The organism is Ideonella sp., assembly GCF_036277275.1.
Taxonomy (GTDB): Bacteria; Pseudomonadota; Gammaproteobacteria; order Burkholderiales; family Burkholderiaceae_C; genus Ideonella.
The window spans coordinates 60,462-73,979 of sequence record NZ_DASUNH010000169.1 but is presented as its reverse complement, the minus strand read 5'-3'; the positions used below and the strand labels follow the sequence as shown (position 1 = coordinate 73,979).

The 13,518-nt window shown below is 67.3% G+C and carries 15 protein-coding genes and 2 pseudogenes; 5 read left to right on the top strand and 12 right to left on the bottom strand.

Features of this window, described 5'->3' with window-relative positions; translation table 11 throughout:
• From VFY73_RS28975 to VFY73_RS28965, 4 genes and pseudogenes are all read left to right on the top strand, one after another.
• The coding region (locus VFY73_RS28975) for a hypothetical protein (RefSeq protein WP_329725066.1) at positions 1-227 on the top strand (227 nt) is incomplete at its 5' end.
• Between the two features lie 6 nt (positions 228-233).
• A pseudogene (locus VFY73_RS30490) lies at positions 234-587 on the top strand (RNA polymerase sigma factor region1.1 domain-containing protein); the annotation flags it as partial.
• A gap of 585 nt (positions 588-1,172) precedes the next feature.
• Positions 1,173-1,901 (top strand): annotated as a pseudogene (gene rpoD, locus VFY73_RS30485) (RNA polymerase sigma factor RpoD); the annotation flags it as partial.
• Positions 1,902-2,087: 186 nt separating this feature from the next.
• Positions 2,088-2,240 carry a hypothetical protein gene (locus VFY73_RS28965; RefSeq protein ID WP_329725064.1) on the top strand — a complete coding sequence of 51 codons (153 nt, stop codon included), beginning with the start codon at positions 2,088-2,090 and terminating at the stop codon, positions 2,238-2,240.
• 129 nt (positions 2,241-2,369) lie between these two features.
• Here the strand turns inward: VFY73_RS28965 and VFY73_RS28960 are convergent, their stop codons facing one another.
• Together VFY73_RS28960 and VFY73_RS28955 are read right to left on the bottom strand one after the other, a co-directional pair.
• Entirely contained in the window at positions 2,370-3,047 is a 678-nt protein-coding gene (locus tag VFY73_RS28960) for an energy transducer TonB (protein ID WP_329725063.1), read from the bottom strand.
• Positions 3,048-3,175: 128 nt separating this feature from the next.
• A complete protein-coding gene (locus tag VFY73_RS28955) occupies positions 3,176-3,673 on the bottom strand; it encodes a nuclear transport factor 2 family protein (protein ID WP_329725062.1) in 498 nt (165 codons plus the stop codon).
• A gap of 243 nt (positions 3,674-3,916) precedes the next feature.
• On the opposite strand from VFY73_RS28955, the gene VFY73_RS28950 reads away from it, so the two are divergent.
• Positions 3,917-5,458 (top strand): cellulase family glycosylhydrolase, encoded by a 1,542-nt coding sequence (locus VFY73_RS28950; RefSeq protein ID WP_329725061.1) that lies wholly within the window; start codon positions 3,917-3,919, stop codon positions 5,456-5,458.
• Positions 5,459-5,467: 9 nt separating this feature from the next.
• Here VFY73_RS28950 and mobA read toward each other — a convergent pair whose 3' ends face one another.
• The 10 genes from mobA to fdh3B are packed head-to-tail and all read right to left on the bottom strand — an operon-like array spanning position 5,468 to position 13,321.
• Positions 5,468-6,073, bottom strand: a complete 606-nt coding sequence (gene mobA / locus VFY73_RS28945; RefSeq protein ID WP_329725060.1) for a molybdenum cofactor guanylyltransferase MobA — start codon at positions 6,071-6,073, stop codon at positions 5,468-5,470.
• A 4-nt stretch (positions 6,074-6,077) separates the two neighbouring features.
• Positions 6,078-6,704, bottom strand: coding sequence for a TorD/DmsD family molecular chaperone (locus VFY73_RS28940; protein WP_329725059.1), 627 nt, complete (start codon positions 6,702-6,704; stop codon positions 6,078-6,080).
• Between the two features lie 4 nt (positions 6,705-6,708).
• Entirely contained in the window at positions 6,709-8,874 is a 2,166-nt protein-coding gene (locus VFY73_RS28935; RefSeq protein WP_329725058.1) for a 4Fe-4S binding protein, read from the bottom strand.
• A complete protein-coding gene (locus VFY73_RS28930) occupies positions 8,780-9,361 on the bottom strand; it encodes a DUF3306 domain-containing protein (protein WP_329725057.1) in 582 nt (193 codons plus the stop codon). The genes VFY73_RS28935 and VFY73_RS28930 overlap by 95 nt, the downstream gene beginning before the upstream one ends.
• The gene (locus tag VFY73_RS28925; RefSeq protein WP_329725056.1) at positions 9,358-9,891 is read right to left on the bottom strand and encodes a DUF3305 domain-containing protein; all 534 of its coding nucleotides are present in this window, start codon (positions 9,889-9,891) and stop codon (positions 9,358-9,360) included. Before VFY73_RS28925 ends, VFY73_RS28930 begins: the two co-directional genes overlap by 4 nt.
• A gap of 10 nt (positions 9,892-9,901) precedes the next feature.
• A complete protein-coding gene (locus VFY73_RS28920) occupies positions 9,902-10,795 on the bottom strand; it encodes a formate dehydrogenase accessory sulfurtransferase FdhD (RefSeq protein WP_329725055.1) in 894 nt (297 codons plus the stop codon).
• 9 nt (positions 10,796-10,804) lie between these two features.
• Positions 10,805-11,206: a hypothetical protein gene (locus tag VFY73_RS28915; protein WP_329725054.1), complete on the bottom strand. Its 402-nt coding sequence runs from the start codon at positions 11,204-11,206 to the stop codon at positions 10,805-10,807.
• Between the two features lie 12 nt (positions 11,207-11,218).
• Positions 11,219-12,355: a formate dehydrogenase subunit gamma gene (locus VFY73_RS28910; RefSeq protein ID WP_329725053.1), complete on the bottom strand. Its 1,137-nt coding sequence runs from the start codon at positions 12,353-12,355 to the stop codon at positions 11,219-11,221.
• A gap of 19 nt (positions 12,356-12,374) precedes the next feature.
• Positions 12,375-12,683 (bottom strand): hypothetical protein, encoded by a 309-nt coding sequence (locus VFY73_RS28905; RefSeq protein WP_329725052.1) that lies wholly within the window; start codon positions 12,681-12,683, stop codon positions 12,375-12,377.
• On the bottom strand, positions 12,680-13,321 hold the full coding sequence (fdh3B, locus tag VFY73_RS28900; RefSeq protein WP_329725051.1) for a formate dehydrogenase FDH3 subunit beta: 642 nt from the start codon (positions 13,319-13,321) through the stop codon (positions 12,680-12,682). The genes VFY73_RS28905 and fdh3B overlap by 4 nt, the downstream gene beginning before the upstream one ends.
• Between the last annotated feature and the right edge of the window lie 197 nt (positions 13,322-13,518).

Genomic DNA, 13,518 nt, shown 5'->3' with positions numbered 1-13,518 from the left:
CCGAGTGCGTCAAGGAGCTGAAGTCCTGGCCCCTGAAGGCGCGCATGGCCGAGATCCAGAAGGATTTGCCGAAAGCCAGCGGCGCGGCCCAGGAGGCCCTGCTGGCCGAGAAGCTCGAGCTGAAAAGAAGGATGTCGACGCTCTTCAACGCTGTAACGCCAGCGTTTGTGGAGCGTCTAAATGAGCCGGGCGTCCGTCTGGACGCCGGCGCACGCGAGAGGGAGTAACCGAATTTGGCGCTGTCTATCGAAGAAAAGTACGACGAAGTCCGGCAGCTCATCACGATGGGCAAGGAGAAGGGCTACCTCCTGGTGGAGGAAGTCAACGACATGCTTCCGTCCGAGATCAGCTCCTCGGACGAGCTCGACGACATCTTCTCGATGTTCGGGTCGATGGGCATCGAGGTGGTGGACTCCGAGCAGCGCATGCGCGAGCCGAAGGAGGGCGAGGAGGGACAGGAGCTCGACCTCACCCCCGGCGCGCTGGACAAGACCAACGACCCCGTCCGCATGTACCTGCGCGAGATGGGCACGGTGCCCCTGCTGACCCGCGAGGGCGAGGTCGAGATCGCCAAGCGCATCGAGCGGGGCAAGAAGGCCGTGCTCAAGGTCATCACCCGCACCCCGATGGCGTCCCAGGAGGTCGCGCGGCTGGCCGAGCGGCTGTCCCAGGGCGAGATCGGCGTCCGCGACGCGGTCATCTTCGTCGAGGAAGAAGTCACCGACGAGAAGCTCGAGAACAAGAAGAAGCAGACCCTGAAGCTGACGGACAAGGTCGCGGCCGCGCACGCCGAGTACCTGAAGCTGCGCGAGAAGTACCGCGAGGTCGGCAAGCGCGACCCGAAGTACGTCCGCGCGCGCTGGAAGCTCGGCCGCCAGCGCATCCGCGTGTCGAAGGCGATCACCGCCATCGAGTTCGCGGAGCCGGTCAAGCGCCGCCTGGTCGAGAAGCTCCGCGAGTCGGTGGAGCGGATCTACGAGGCCGACGACAAGATCGCGCGCTACGAGCCCAAGCTCAAGAGCAAGGTCTCCGACGAGTACAAGAAGGTCATCCGCAAGTCGATCTCCGAGCAGAAGGAGATCCTGCGCCAGGTCGAGGAGGAGTTCGACACTCCGACGTCCGAGCTCAAGAAGACGCTGCTCACCGTCATCCAGGGCGAGATCCAGGCCGAGCAAGCGAAGAAGGAACTGGTGGAGGCCAACCTCCGCCTCGTCGTCTCCATCGCGAAGAAGTACACGAACCGCGGCCTGCAGTTCCTCGACCTCATCCAGGAAGGCAACATCGGCCTCATGAAGGCCGTGGACAAGTTCGAGTACAAGCGCGGCTACAAGTTCTCGACCTACGCGACGTGGTGGATTCGCCAGGCCATCACCCGCGCGATCGCCGACCAGGGCCGCACGATCCGCGTGCCGGTGCACATGATCGAGTCGATCAACAAGCTGAACCGGGTCAGCCGCACTCACCTGCAGGAATTCGGCGTCGAGCCCGACTTGGCCACGCTGGCCGAGAAGCTGGAGATGCCCGAGGCCAAGATCAAGCAGATCATGAAGATCGCCAAGGAGCCGATTTCGCTGGAGTCTCCGGTGGGCGACGATGGCGACACGACGCTGGGCGACTTCCTGGAAGATGGCCACAACGTGACGCCGATGGAAGCGGCGATGCAGTCGGGCCTGCGCGCGGTCATTGCCGAGCTGCTGGACGGGCTGTCTGCCCGCGAGGCCAAGGTCATGCGCATGCGCTTCGGCATCGACATGAGCAGTGACCACACGCTCGACGAAGTCGGCAAGCAGTTCGACGTCACCCGCGAGCGCATTCGGCAGATCGAAGCCAAGGCCATTCGCAAGCTCAAGCACCCGAGCCGTTCCGACAAGCTGCGGACTTTCGCCGAGGGCCTCGCCTAAGGTGTCGTCAGCCCCGGCCGTCGTCAGACGGCCGGCTGTCGCCACGGCGATTGGCACCAAGACCGGCGGGATGCCGGTTGAGCTTGGTCGCCGTCCGAGATTTCCTACAGGCCATTGCGCCGGTCACCGGCAGATGGGCCTCGGGTTCCGCGCCAGATTGATGGCTTCAGATCGTTGAGGCCCATCATGATCCGCAAACTCGCCAATGGTGAGTACCGCTTGTACTCACGCAAGACCGACCCGAAGACGGGCAAGCGCAGGAATCTTGGAACGTTCGGCACGCGCCAGGCGGCCGAACAGCACGAACGCGAAGTCCAGCTGTTCAAGCGGCGCGGCTGAGTGCCTGAGGCGCCAGCTTGGCGCTGCGGGCCTCTCGGCGGCCGACGCGTCAATTGCACCCCAGCCTGCTTGGCCTTTCGAGGCGCGTAGCCACCGGCGGCGATTTGCGCGCCGCCCTCGTGTCGCTCGTTACTCGAGCTTCCAGACGTAGTCGACCTCGAAGGTGCCGCCGATGGGCCGGCCGTTTTCGTCGACACCGGCGGTGAAGTAACAACTTGCCAGCTTGCTTTCGGCCACTTTGTCGAGCAACCGGTGCTCGCGTGACACGCCGGCAGACTTGGTGATTTCCGATTTCATCAGCGCGCCGGCCGAATCGATGGTGAAGCGCAGCCGGGTAACGCCGGTGGCCTCGGCACGCCGGGCTGCGGCAGGGTAGTCTTCGCCGCGCGGCGCGCAGCCCTGCACATTGGCGATCGCGGGCTTGGCCACGACGCGGGAGGCGACGACCGGTGGCGTGGCCGCATCGGACGCCGAACCGTCGGTGCGCGGCGACGGGTCGCGCACGGGTAAGTCTGAATGTGTCGTGACCGTTGGCTCCGGCTCGCGCGCCGTCACCGGGATCTCCGGAACCGGGGCGTACAACGGTGGCGGCTGCTCGCTCTTCGGCTGGGGCAGGTCTTGCGGCGGTGGCGGCGGCGCTTTCTCTCGGGGAAGAATCTCGACGACGGGCGGCGGCAGGATGACGTCGACCGCCCTTTTCGCCAGGCCGTTGAGCAAGGCCCAGCCGAGCAAGACGTGGAGCAACACCACGACGGCGAGGCCGGCCCGATTGCCGTTTTGGAAACGAAGCTGTTGTGCGTAGTTCATTCGACCCTCCAGCCCGGGCGCCCGTCACAGTACCCCACCGCGTTCGTCTGCCCGGTTATTTCATCGTACGCGCAGTCCTGGGGGTTGCCAACGGGGCGCCGAGTCTCCTGCGAGGCACGTATCCGCTGTCAAGGCCGCACGGCCGGATCCCAGTGCTCGGTGATCTTGCCGCCTTCGACGCGGAACATGTCGAACCAAGTGGTCGTGTACTTCTTCGACGCATCTTTCGGGTCGGCCACCTCGCGAACGAAACTCAGCACGACCAGGTCGCCTTCGGCGGTGATGGACACCAGCGGGGCACCGACCTTGGCTTCGATGGGGCGCGGCTTCTTGAACTGGCCGAAGAACTCGACGAACGCCGCACGGCCGGTGGGCACGCTCGGGTTGTGCTGGATGTAGCCCTCGGCCAAATACTTCTCGGCGAGTTCGAGATGGCCCGCTTCGAACACCTCGCGCCAGAAGTCGTAGACGAGGCGTTTGTTGCGTACGAGTTGCGGATCGGCACTGGCGAGCAAGGCGGCATGGTCCGGCGCCGCGACGACGGCAACCTGGGCGATGGCGGGGGTGGCCACCGTGGCGGCAAGACAGGCCGACAGGGCGAGTCGGACGATGGAGCGAGCAATCATGGGCGAGCGACAGCGAGTTGACGATGACCCAGTGTCGCTTCCCCGCTCGCCTGCCGGTGGCTGATCGGATGAAGCGGGCCGCGGCGCGGCCGAAGTGGGCGGTGCAGGGCGTCGGCCTGCTACCCTTCGGTCGGCGTTGGCGGCGTCCGGATCTTCAGGCCCCATGGAGATACCTGTCGACGCCGGGATCACGCCATCCACCACCGAGGCGGTGTTCAACCCTGAGCACCGAGGAGCAGAATCATGATCAATGTCGAGATCGGCATCGTGCAACGCCACCATCGCCAGCGCGGGACCAGGCCCACGCGGCTAGCCGGCACTCTGCGTGCTTGTGCCCTGGTGGCGCTGGGCATCTGTGCGGCCGATCTCAGGGCCGCCGCGATCACCGTCCAGGCCGAAGACTATGCCTACATGAATGGCATCGTCGTCGAGCCCACGCAAGACACGGGCGGCGGCAAGAACGTGACGAGCACCGACCCCGGCGACTGGTTGAGTTATGCGGCCGTCAACTTGCCCTGCGCTGGGACGTATTCGTTCAAGGCGCGTGTCGCCAGCAAGAATGGCGGTGGCATCTTCGACTTCGAAAAGGCGGGCGGGGGCACCACCTATGCCCAGGTGAAGGTTCCGCGCACCGGCGGCAAGCAGTCCTGGAAGACCATCGTGCAGGATGTGACGCTGGCCGCGGGCGACCAAGCCTTCGGCATCGCGGTGAAGCAGGGCGGGTGGAGTCTGAACTGGTTCCGGCTCGTGCCCAAGTGCAGTGGCGCAGAAACGGCCCAAATGGCCGCCAAGAACATGCACAAGGGCTTCAACGTGGGCAACATGTTCGATGTGACGCAGCATCCGCCGACCTTCCAGGCGGCGAAAGCCAAGATCGACGCCTACTACGCCCAGGGCTTCCGCAACGTTCGCATCCCGATCACCTGGACGGAAATCACCAACGGCTCGATGCTGGTCAACAGCGCCCTGGTTGGCGATGTGAATCGCACGCATCCCCGCCTGGGCGAAATCAAACAGACGGTCGACTACGCGCTGTCGCTGCCGGGGATGTATGTCGTCATCAACGCGCACCACGAAGCGGCACTCAAAGACAACAACCGTTCGTCGGTGCTGGAGCGGCTGTGGGCCGACATTGCCGACATCTTCAAGGACCGGAGCCAACGCCTGATCTTTGAGATTCTGAACGAGCCGCACCTGAGCGACGGCAGCGCCATGCCGCCCGCCAACCTGCGCCACATGACTGCGCTGGCCTACGCCAAGATCCGCGCGGTCAGCCCGCAACGCATCGTCGTGATCGGCGGCAACCAGTGGTTCGGTGCCGGGGAAATGGCGCAGACCTGGCCCGATCTGAACGGCGTGGGCAACGGAAACGACGCCTATTTGATGGCGGAGTTCCACCACTACAACCCCTGGTCGTTCAACGGCGACCATCAAGGCGACTACGCCGACAACTGGACCGACGCCGACCTGTACAACCCGATGGACACGATGCTCAGCTGGGCCAATTCAATCGGCCGCGGCATGCCTGTCTACATTGGCGAATGGGGCACGGGCTGGGGCAGCCGATACCAGGTGATGCAGTGCAACAACATCCGGCTGTGGTACCAGAAGCTCGACCACCAATATGCCTCGACCAAGGGCATGCCAACGGCGGTATGGGACGACGGCGGGTGGTTCAAGGTCTTCGACCACGGCACCAGCAGCTTCGCCAACAACCTTTACCAATGCATTTCGGGCAGCTGTGCCTGGGACGGCGGCGAGCGGTTCAACAGCGCCTGCTATTGAGCGAGAACGCTAACGCTTGTCTTGCAGGCTCTGCAGCTCGGCCAGCGTGTTGGCGTTGAAGAACGCATCGGCGTCGGCGAACAGCACCTCGCTGCAGCGCTGTTGTTTGGCCCAGCGGTCGATCTTGCGTTCGCCAGCGGTGGTGGCGCGCACGAGGCTGTCGAGCAGTGTCGCGCGCATCAGGCAGAAGACGGGCTGCACTTGCACGCTGCCGTCGGGCTCGGGGCTGGTCGCGATCACGATCTCGGCGTCGTCACGTTCCATCGCCTCGGCCAGCCGGGCGACCAGATCGAGCGGGAAGTTCGGCGTGTCGCACGGCACAGTGACCAGGTACGGCGTTTCGCAACGCTCCAGCCCGGCCAGGAAGCCGGCGAGCGGGCCCGGGTAGTCGGGCAGCGCGTCGGGCCAGACCGGCGAGCCCATGGCCTCGTAAGCTGCCAGGTTGCGATTGGCATTGACCATCGTCGGGCCGACCTGCGGTGCCAGGCGCAGCAGCGTGTGCAGCGCCAGCGGCATGCCGAGGTGGTTCTGCAGGCCCTTGTCGGCACCGCCCATGCGGCTGCCGCGGCCGCCGGCCAGCACCAGGCCGGTGATGTCTTGCTTGTCGATTGCCATGGGCCTATTCGACCATGTCGAAGGCCTGCGCTTCCACCTGCATGAAGGCGCGGGTCAGCGTGGCAACTGCGCGCCAGGTGGCGGCGGCCGGTTGGGCGTCGGCCGCGTCGCACAGGCGCTCGACCCAGGGCTGCAGGTGGGCGCGGAAGAAGCGGCGTTGCTGCTCAAGCGTGCAGGTGAGGGCATCGTCGCCGGCGATGAGGTAGCGCATCACCTCGAGGCCGTAGGCGACGTGGTCTTCGGTCTCGCCGCGTTCGGCGTCGCGCGTCAGGCCGAGTGTCGAAAGGTCGCCGCGCAGCGCGGCCAGCGGCTTCTCGTTCAGGAAGCCGCTCAGGTAGTACGAGCCGTAGAGAAGGACCTCGGGCTTGCCGACACCACCGAAGAGGGTGTCGTACTCGGTGGCGGCTTGCGTGGCGGTGGTCGCACGCATGGCCGCCACCAGGTCATGCCACGGCGCTTCGAGGTGGCCGCCCGGCACCGGCGGTTCGGTGACGGCGGTGCGGAACTGCACCAGCAGCGCGTCGTCCGGCGGCGCGAGCCACAGCCGCGCGAGCAGGCCATACAGCTCGGCGCGGGCCAGTTCTTCGCCCTGGTCGGGGCGGGTGAAGTGCAGGGTGCTCGTCTCGGTCATCGCATCACAAGTCCGTGATCTTGACTTCATTGGTGTTCGTGTGGATGTCGATGACGCGGCAGTCGCCGCACATCTTCAGCCGCTCGGCCGCCGCCCCCTGGAAGGCCGAATGCCCAGCCAGCTTGGCCAGCATCATCTCGATCGCGCGCAGCGTGCCGAAGGGCTTGCCGCAGCGCACGCAGGCAAAGGGCTGCGCTTCGTTCAACACCCTGGCGGATTTGCGAGCGCGGCCTTCGTCGGCCAGCCACAGCCGCGGCTGCAGCGTGATCGCCTGCTCGGGGCAGGTGCTGGCGCACAGGCCGCACTGCACGCAGTTCTTCTCGATGAACCTCAGCTGCGGCCGATCGGGGTTGTCGGCCAGCGCGTTCTCGGGGCAGGCGCCGACGCAGGCCAGGCACAGTGTGCAGCGCTCGGCATCGACCTGCAGCGTGCCGTAGGGCGAGCCGGGTGCGGGCAGCGTGATCTCGTCAGGCATCGGCGCGGGGGCCTGTTGGCGCAGATGGTCGAGCGCCAGTTCGAGCGTCGAGCGCTTGTCGGCCTGGGCTGCGAACGAGGCCGCCTTGGCGACGGCTTGCGCCGGTGCGCTGCGCAGCGCGGCGTCGAGCGCCGGCGGATCGCGGCCATCGATCAGCCGCAGGTGCTCGCCGCGGTACCCGAGACCGGTGAGGATGGCTTGGCCAACGGCGATCTGCTCGGCCAATGCGCGTTTGTAGTCAGGCGCTTCTTCATCGGTGAGCAACACCCAGACCTGTGACGAGCCTTGCGCGATCGCGGCCAGCCACAGGTCCAGCCCGACGCTGGCGGTGTGCCACAACGGCACCGGGATCACACGCGCGGGCACACCGTGCAGCGTGCGGTCGACGCGCGCTGCACGGCCGAGTGCGTCGACGAGGCGCTGGCCGGCTTCTTCGCTGTGCAGCAGCAGGGCCGCCTCACGCCCGCCGGCGCGTGCGTAGGTGGCGAGCAATGTCTGCAGCCGCTTGCCCTGGTCGACCGGGTTCGGCGCCGCGTAGGTCAGTGCGCCACTCGGGCAGACGGTCGAACAGGCGCCGCAGCCGACGCACAGGTGCGGCTCGACGACGATGCCGCCGGCTGGCTGCAGGTCGTTCTTCGAGCGGCCTTTGGCCGACGCGTCGCTGCGGATGGCTTTCGCCGAGCAGACATCGATGCAGGCGGTGCAGCCGATCTGTTCGTTGCGGCTGTGCGCGCACAGGCGCTGCTGGTAGCGAAAGAAGCGCGGCTTGTCGAACTCGCCGACCAGCTCGCGCAGTTGCAGCACGGCCTCGAACAGGCGGCGCTCATCTGCACCGGCGTGGAAGTAGCCCTGCGGCGGCTGGTGCATCGTGACCGCCGGCTCGGGCTGCAGGTCCAGCACCAGGTCGAAGTGCTCATGGTGCGCGACCGGTTCGCGCTGAAAGTCGATCGCACCGGCTGCTTCGCAGACCCGCACGCAGTCGCGGTGGCTTTTGCACAGCGTGAGGTCGACCTGGTAGCCGAGGTCGATCGCGTTTTCCGGGCAGGCGTCGACACAGGCGTTGCAGCGTGTGCACAGGTCGAGGTCGATCGGGTTGTCGCTTTCCCAGGCTGCCTCGAATGCGCCGAGCCAGCCGCTGAGGCCGGTCAGCCGACCGGTGTGCACCGCGTGCTCATGACCTTGCGGCAGCTCGCCACCTGGCCGCGTGACCAGCAGGCTGACATCGAGACCCTCGCCCAGCAGCGCAGCGGCTTGGCTGGCCTTGTGAGCGTCGCCGATCACCAGCGTGTGACCGGCCGACCGATAACCAACGGTGCCGACCGGCTCGGGCAACGGCAACTGCGCGGCGGCCAGTAGCGCGGCGATCTTCGGGGTGGCCTGCGCCGCATCGCGGGCCCATCCACCGGTCTCGCGGATGTTGACGAAGCGGATCGGCCGCTCGGTGATCGACGGTGCGCCCGCGGTCTCTTCGTTCAGCGCAGCAAAGAGCTTGCTCTCCTGGCTGCAGGCAACGACCAGCGTCTGGCCTTCGTCGAGTGCCGCGCGCTGGAAGGCCGCCGCCTCGCGCCGGCACAGCACGCTGTGGGTTGTCTGCAGGCCGTCAGGGCTCGCGCCCGGCGTCGCCGCCAGCGCCTGGCTCAGGGCCTTGGCGTCCAGCGGCATCGTGCGATTGCAGTCGCAGATCAGGGTCTTCATCGGTGGCGGCCGCGGCAGAAGAAGAGGCCCCGGGGGGGGATGAGGTGGGGGCGGGATCGGGACTGCGCTCGGGTTCGATCAGGCCCAGGAAGTGCGCCTGCGCCATTTGCTTGAGCATGCTGGCCGGCAGCGGGTCGGCGCGGCCGAAGTCTTCGATGTAGGTGTCCAGCCCATCCATCAGGTTGAAGTGCGGATCGGCGAAGAGTTTCTTCAACGCGGCGTTCTTGACCCCCGGCTCGACCCCGCGTGCAACGAAGCGGCTGAAGTCGGACACCGGCGTCAGCGTGGCCACCTCGTCCATCGTCGGCAGCGTGTCTGCGCTGGGCGGCTGCGGCTCCACGATGGCAGTCGGTGCTGGCGCGATTGGCGGCGCCGTGTCGACGACCATGGGCACCGCGGGCGGGTCTTCCCCCAATGGTCGACCCTGCCGCGCTTGCACCTTGCGCTGCGACCAGCGGGCCAGAAAGTCGCTGTCATTGACGCTCACTGGCGGCCCCCGCGTTGCCCGGGCGACAGGAAGGACGCAGGCCGCTGGCGCCGCTTCGGCTCGGGGCGGTAGTGCGCATCGGCGTAGGCCTGCAGCAGCGCCACCAGCTCGGCCGGGAGCGGCCAGTTGTCGACGCGCTCTTGCGCATCCAGCAGACGGCCGGCCTCGTGGTACGACAGTGTGACCCGCTCGGGCCAGGCGCGCGACGGGTCTTCATCGTCGATGCGCCACATCACGAACCAGACCGGCGCGCCGCTCGTGAGGTTCAGGTGGTACCCCTCGGCTTCGTCCGGGTGCAGCAGCACCTCGAAACCGGTGAAGGCCCACAGCGAGTGGTGGCCATCGTCGCGCAGCACGCGAGGTGCCCGCGCGGCCGAGGAGGGCCCGAGGTGGCCATCGTCCAGCTCGACGCCGGCGAGCCGGTAGCGCCAGTCTTCCCAACGATTGGGCCGTGCCTCGCGCTCGATCAGCACCGCGGCGGGCAGCGTGACCACGCGCTCGGTGTCGGGCGAGGTGATGGCCGTGTTCATCGCGCTGCGTTCACCCGGCCGACGACACCACCCGCACCGATGCCGGCTCGGGCAGCGGCTCGGAATCGAAGCGCTCGAAGCCGGTGTAGCAAAGGAAATGCTTGTTGGCCGCGCGGCCGAACAACGTCATGCCCAGCCGCGTGGCCAGCTCGTGGCCCATCTGCGTGACGCCGTTGCGCGAGACGACGATCGGCACGCTCATGTAAGCGGCCTTCATCACCATCTCGCTGGTCAGGCGGCCGGTGGTGTAGAAACACTTGTCTTCACCGGTCACGCCGTTCAGCCACATCCAGCCGGCGATGGTGTCGATCGCGTTGTGGCGGCCGACGTCCTCGACGAACATCAGCATCTCGCTGCCGCGGAACAGCGCGCAGCCGTGCACCGAGCCGGCCCTGCGGTGGATGCTGTCCTGCTGGCGCATCGTCTCGAGCATCGCGGCGAGTGTGGACTGGCGTATGCGCGCGCGTTCGGGGGGCGGCAACGTCAGGCCGGACACGTCGTTCATCAGGTCACCGAACACCGTGCCCTGGCCGCAGCCGGTGGTGACGGTGCGGCGGGATGTCTTCGCGGCCAGGTCAGGCAAGCCTTTGCGGGTGTAGACGGCGGCGGCGGAGATGTCCCAATCGACCGTGATCGATTCGACCTCGTCCATGCGGCCGACCAGGCGCTGGTTGCGCAGGTAACCCAGCACGAGCAATTCGGGCGCGGCGCCCAGCGTCATCAGCGTGACCAACTCGCGCTTGTCGACGAACACCGTCAACGGCCGTTCGGCCGGGATGTGGATGCGGCGGCGCGCGCCGTACTCATCGAGGATCTCGATCTCGCGCAGCAGCGGCTGCCGCGCGTGGGTCATGCGGGGGGCGCGGTCGAGGTCAGCCGTTGCAGCTTGAGGCTGGATCGTCATTCAGTGAGCTTACTTCTTCGGGTTGACCTGCGCGTCCGGCTTGTTGGTACTGGGGGCTTCGGCGGCCGGTTTGGGCGGCGAGTGGGCGCCCGAGGCCTCGAGCGGTGGCTTGGCCTCGCCGGGCGCCACGTAGGCGAACGGGCCAGGGTCGGTGCAGGGCGGTGTAGCCACTGGCGCCGACGCCGGCTTGCCGGCCGCCTTGGCTTGGGCAAAGTAGGCGGCCGCTACTTTGTCCATCGACTTGCACAACTGGTAGTTGGCGACGCTCGTGGTCCAGGTCGTCTTGGCAGCGGCTTCGTCGGCCTTGGCTTTGGCTTCGGGGCTGGCGCCGGGCAGTTTGGCCAGGCTGGAGGCGGCCATCAGGCCCAGCAACAGCACGATGATCGTCAGGCCGATGGAGTGGTGTTTCATCGCGAAACTCCTTCAGGCATTGCGCGCAGCAGGGGCCGCGCTGGGCCGCGGGGCCGGCTTGGCTGAACGCTGCGCCGGGATCTTGCCGGCGCGGATCTCGTCGAGCCACAGCGCATGGTGCTCGGCGGCCCAGTCCTCGTCGACATAGCCGTCACGCATCGCGCGGTAGGCACCGCGCATGCCGAGGGTGCCGATGTAGATGTGGCCCAAGAGCAAGGCCATCATCAGCACCGCCGCACCGATGTGGACCATGTGCGCGATCTGCATGTCGCTGCGCAGATAGGCCAGTCCCGGCAGCAGCTTGTCCAGCACCAGGCCCGAGACGGCGACGATGCCACCAAGCAACAACGCGCCGCCCCAGAACACCAGCTTTTCGCCGGCGTTGAAACGGTTCGACGGCACCTCATGCCCACCCAGCAGGCCGCCGCCGCGGCGCAGCCAGGTGAAGTCGCCCCGCTGCGGCAGGTTGTCGCGCACGAAGGTCAGCAACACGACGATCAGCGACACCACGAACAACGGCCCGACGAGGTTGTGCGCTGTCTTCAGTGCATAGGTGAGCCAGCCGAAGAGCAGGCTGCCGATCACCGGCAGCAGCAGGAACTTGCCGAACGCCATCACCAGGCCCGACACCGCCAGCACGACGAAGGCGGTGGCGTTGCTCCAGTGGGCTGCGCGCTCGAATGGCGTGAAACGCTCGATGGCTCCGCCGGTGTTCTCGGCGTGGCCGAGCCTCCCCTTGCGCCAGTAGAAGAGCCCGATCGCCAGCACGACGATGAACAGCAGCGCGCCGCCATAGGGGATCAACCACTGGTTGCGCACCTGGCGCCAGGCTTCGCCCGCGCTGGTCCAGCGCGAGCCGGGGTACTGCACGAAGGGCTGGACCAGCACGCCCTGCTCGGCGCCTGGCAGCGAGCTGGTGCCGCCGGTCTCCTTGACTGCGCGCCACATGGGCGCGTTGTTGCCGGGCTGGCTCTTTTCGCGTTGGGCGTTGCTGTCGCCGGGCTGCGGCTCAGGGCCGGCGACGAAGGCGGCAGGGGCGGTCGCCGTCGCGGCGGATGCGGCCAGTGCCGCGGGGGTCTGGGCCGAGCCGGCGCTGGCGGCGGCAACCAAGGCCAGGCCGAACGAGACGGTACAGATCAGGCGACGCATGGCGGTGCCTCCTGGCGCGTCAAGGCGCCTTGGCCGGTTCGGCGGGCGCGGCGGCGACCGGTGTCGCAGCCGGGGCCGCTGGTGTGGCCGACGTGATGCGGGCGTATTCGTTCTGGCCCTGCGTGCGGCCGCGGATCTGGGTTTGCCAGCTCGCGTCGTCACCGGCCGTCCAGCCACTGGCCATGTAGGCCCTGTCAGCCGCCGCCGCGCCGCTGGAGGCCTTGGCATCGGCCTTCTTCAGCCGCGCCGCATCGGCCTGCGAAGGCTCGGAGCAGGCCGCCAGCAGCAGGGCGGTGGCTGCCACCAGCGGCAAGGCCGCGCGCGTCATGACTTGGCTCCTTCGGTGGTGGTGGACGGCGGTGCCGACGGCGCGCCTTGCGTCGGCTTGCCATAGGCGGTGCCCCAACCCCAGACCTCGCTGCCCTTGCCGCGCACCAGCACACGGTTGCGGAAGATGTCGGCCACCACGTCGCCGTCGCCGCCCAGCAGCGCCTTGGTCGAGCACATCTCGGCGCAGGCGGGCAGCTTGCCTTCGGCCAGCCGGTTGCGGCCGTATTTTTCGAACTCGGCCTGCGAGCCGTTGTCCTCGGGGCCGCCGGCGCAGAAGGTGCATTTGTCCATCTTGCCGCGCATGCCGAAGGTGCCGTTGCTCGGAAACTGCGGTGCGCCGAATGGGCAGGCGTAAGAGCAGTAGCCGCAGCCGATGCACACATCCTTGTCGTGCAGCACCACGCCTTCGTCGGTGCGGTAGAAGCAGTCCACCGGGCATACCGCCATGCACGGTGCGTCCGAGCAGTGCATGCAGGCGACCGAGATCGACTTCTCGCCCGGCACGCCGTCGTTCAGCGTGACCACGCGCCGCCGGTTCACGCCCCATGGCACCTCGTGCTCTGCCTTGCAGGCGGTGGTGCAGCCATTGCATTCGATGCAGCGCTCGGCATCGCAGATGAACTTCATTCGAGCCATCGTGTTCTCCTCAAGCGCCAGAAAGTACTTTGAATTCACCCAAGGTCGGGCACGGATCCGGCTTTGCCGGTCCGTCGCCCGCGCCCCCTCGGGGGGCCGAGCCCGGACATGACCAGTCCAGTGGACTGGACGTGCCTGGCGAGGGGCTTGGCCACTGGCCAAGCGCGGCCTGCAAGGCAGCGACCGGAAGGGAGCGT

Excerpts from the sequence above, each read along its gene's own strand:
- VFY73_RS28965 (WP_329725064.1), top strand. The coding sequence starts at position 2,088 with ATGATCCGCAAACTCGCCAATGGTGAGTACCGCTTGTACTCACGCAAG.
- VFY73_RS28960 (WP_329725063.1), bottom strand. The coding sequence starts at position 3,047 with ATGAACTACGCACAACAGCTTCGTTTCCAAAACGGCAATCGGGCCGGC.
- VFY73_RS28955 (WP_329725062.1), bottom strand. The coding sequence starts at position 3,673 with ATGATTGCTCGCTCCATCGTCCGACTCGCCCTGTCGGCCTGTCTTGCC.
- VFY73_RS28950 (WP_329725061.1), top strand. The coding sequence starts at position 3,917 with ATGATCAATGTCGAGATCGGCATCGTGCAACGCCACCATCGCCAGCGC.
- mobA (WP_329725060.1), bottom strand. The coding sequence starts at position 6,073 with ATGGCAATCGACAAGCAAGACATCACCGGCCTGGTGCTGGCCGGCGGC.
- VFY73_RS28940 (WP_329725059.1), bottom strand. The coding sequence starts at position 6,704 with ATGACCGAGACGAGCACCCTGCACTTCACCCGCCCCGACCAGGGCGAA.
- VFY73_RS28935 (WP_329725058.1), bottom strand. The coding sequence starts at position 8,874 with ATGAAGACCCTGATCTGCGACTGCAATCGCACGATGCCGCTGGACGCC.
- VFY73_RS28925 (WP_329725056.1), bottom strand. The coding sequence starts at position 9,891 with ATGAACACGGCCATCACCTCGCCCGACACCGAGCGCGTGGTCACGCTG.
- VFY73_RS28920 (WP_329725055.1), bottom strand. The coding sequence starts at position 10,795 with ATGACGATCCAGCCTCAAGCTGCAACGGCTGACCTCGACCGCGCCCCC.
- VFY73_RS28915 (WP_329725054.1), bottom strand. The coding sequence starts at position 11,206 with ATGAAACACCACTCCATCGGCCTGACGATCATCGTGCTGTTGCTGGGC.
- VFY73_RS28910 (WP_329725053.1), bottom strand. The coding sequence starts at position 12,355 with ATGCGTCGCCTGATCTGTACCGTCTCGTTCGGCCTGGCCTTGGTTGCC.
- VFY73_RS28905 (WP_329725052.1), bottom strand. The coding sequence starts at position 12,683 with ATGACGCGCGCGGCCTTGCCGCTGGTGGCAGCCACCGCCCTGCTGCTG.
- fdh3B (WP_329725051.1), bottom strand. The coding sequence starts at position 13,321 with ATGGCTCGAATGAAGTTCATCTGCGATGCCGAGCGCTGCATCGAATGC.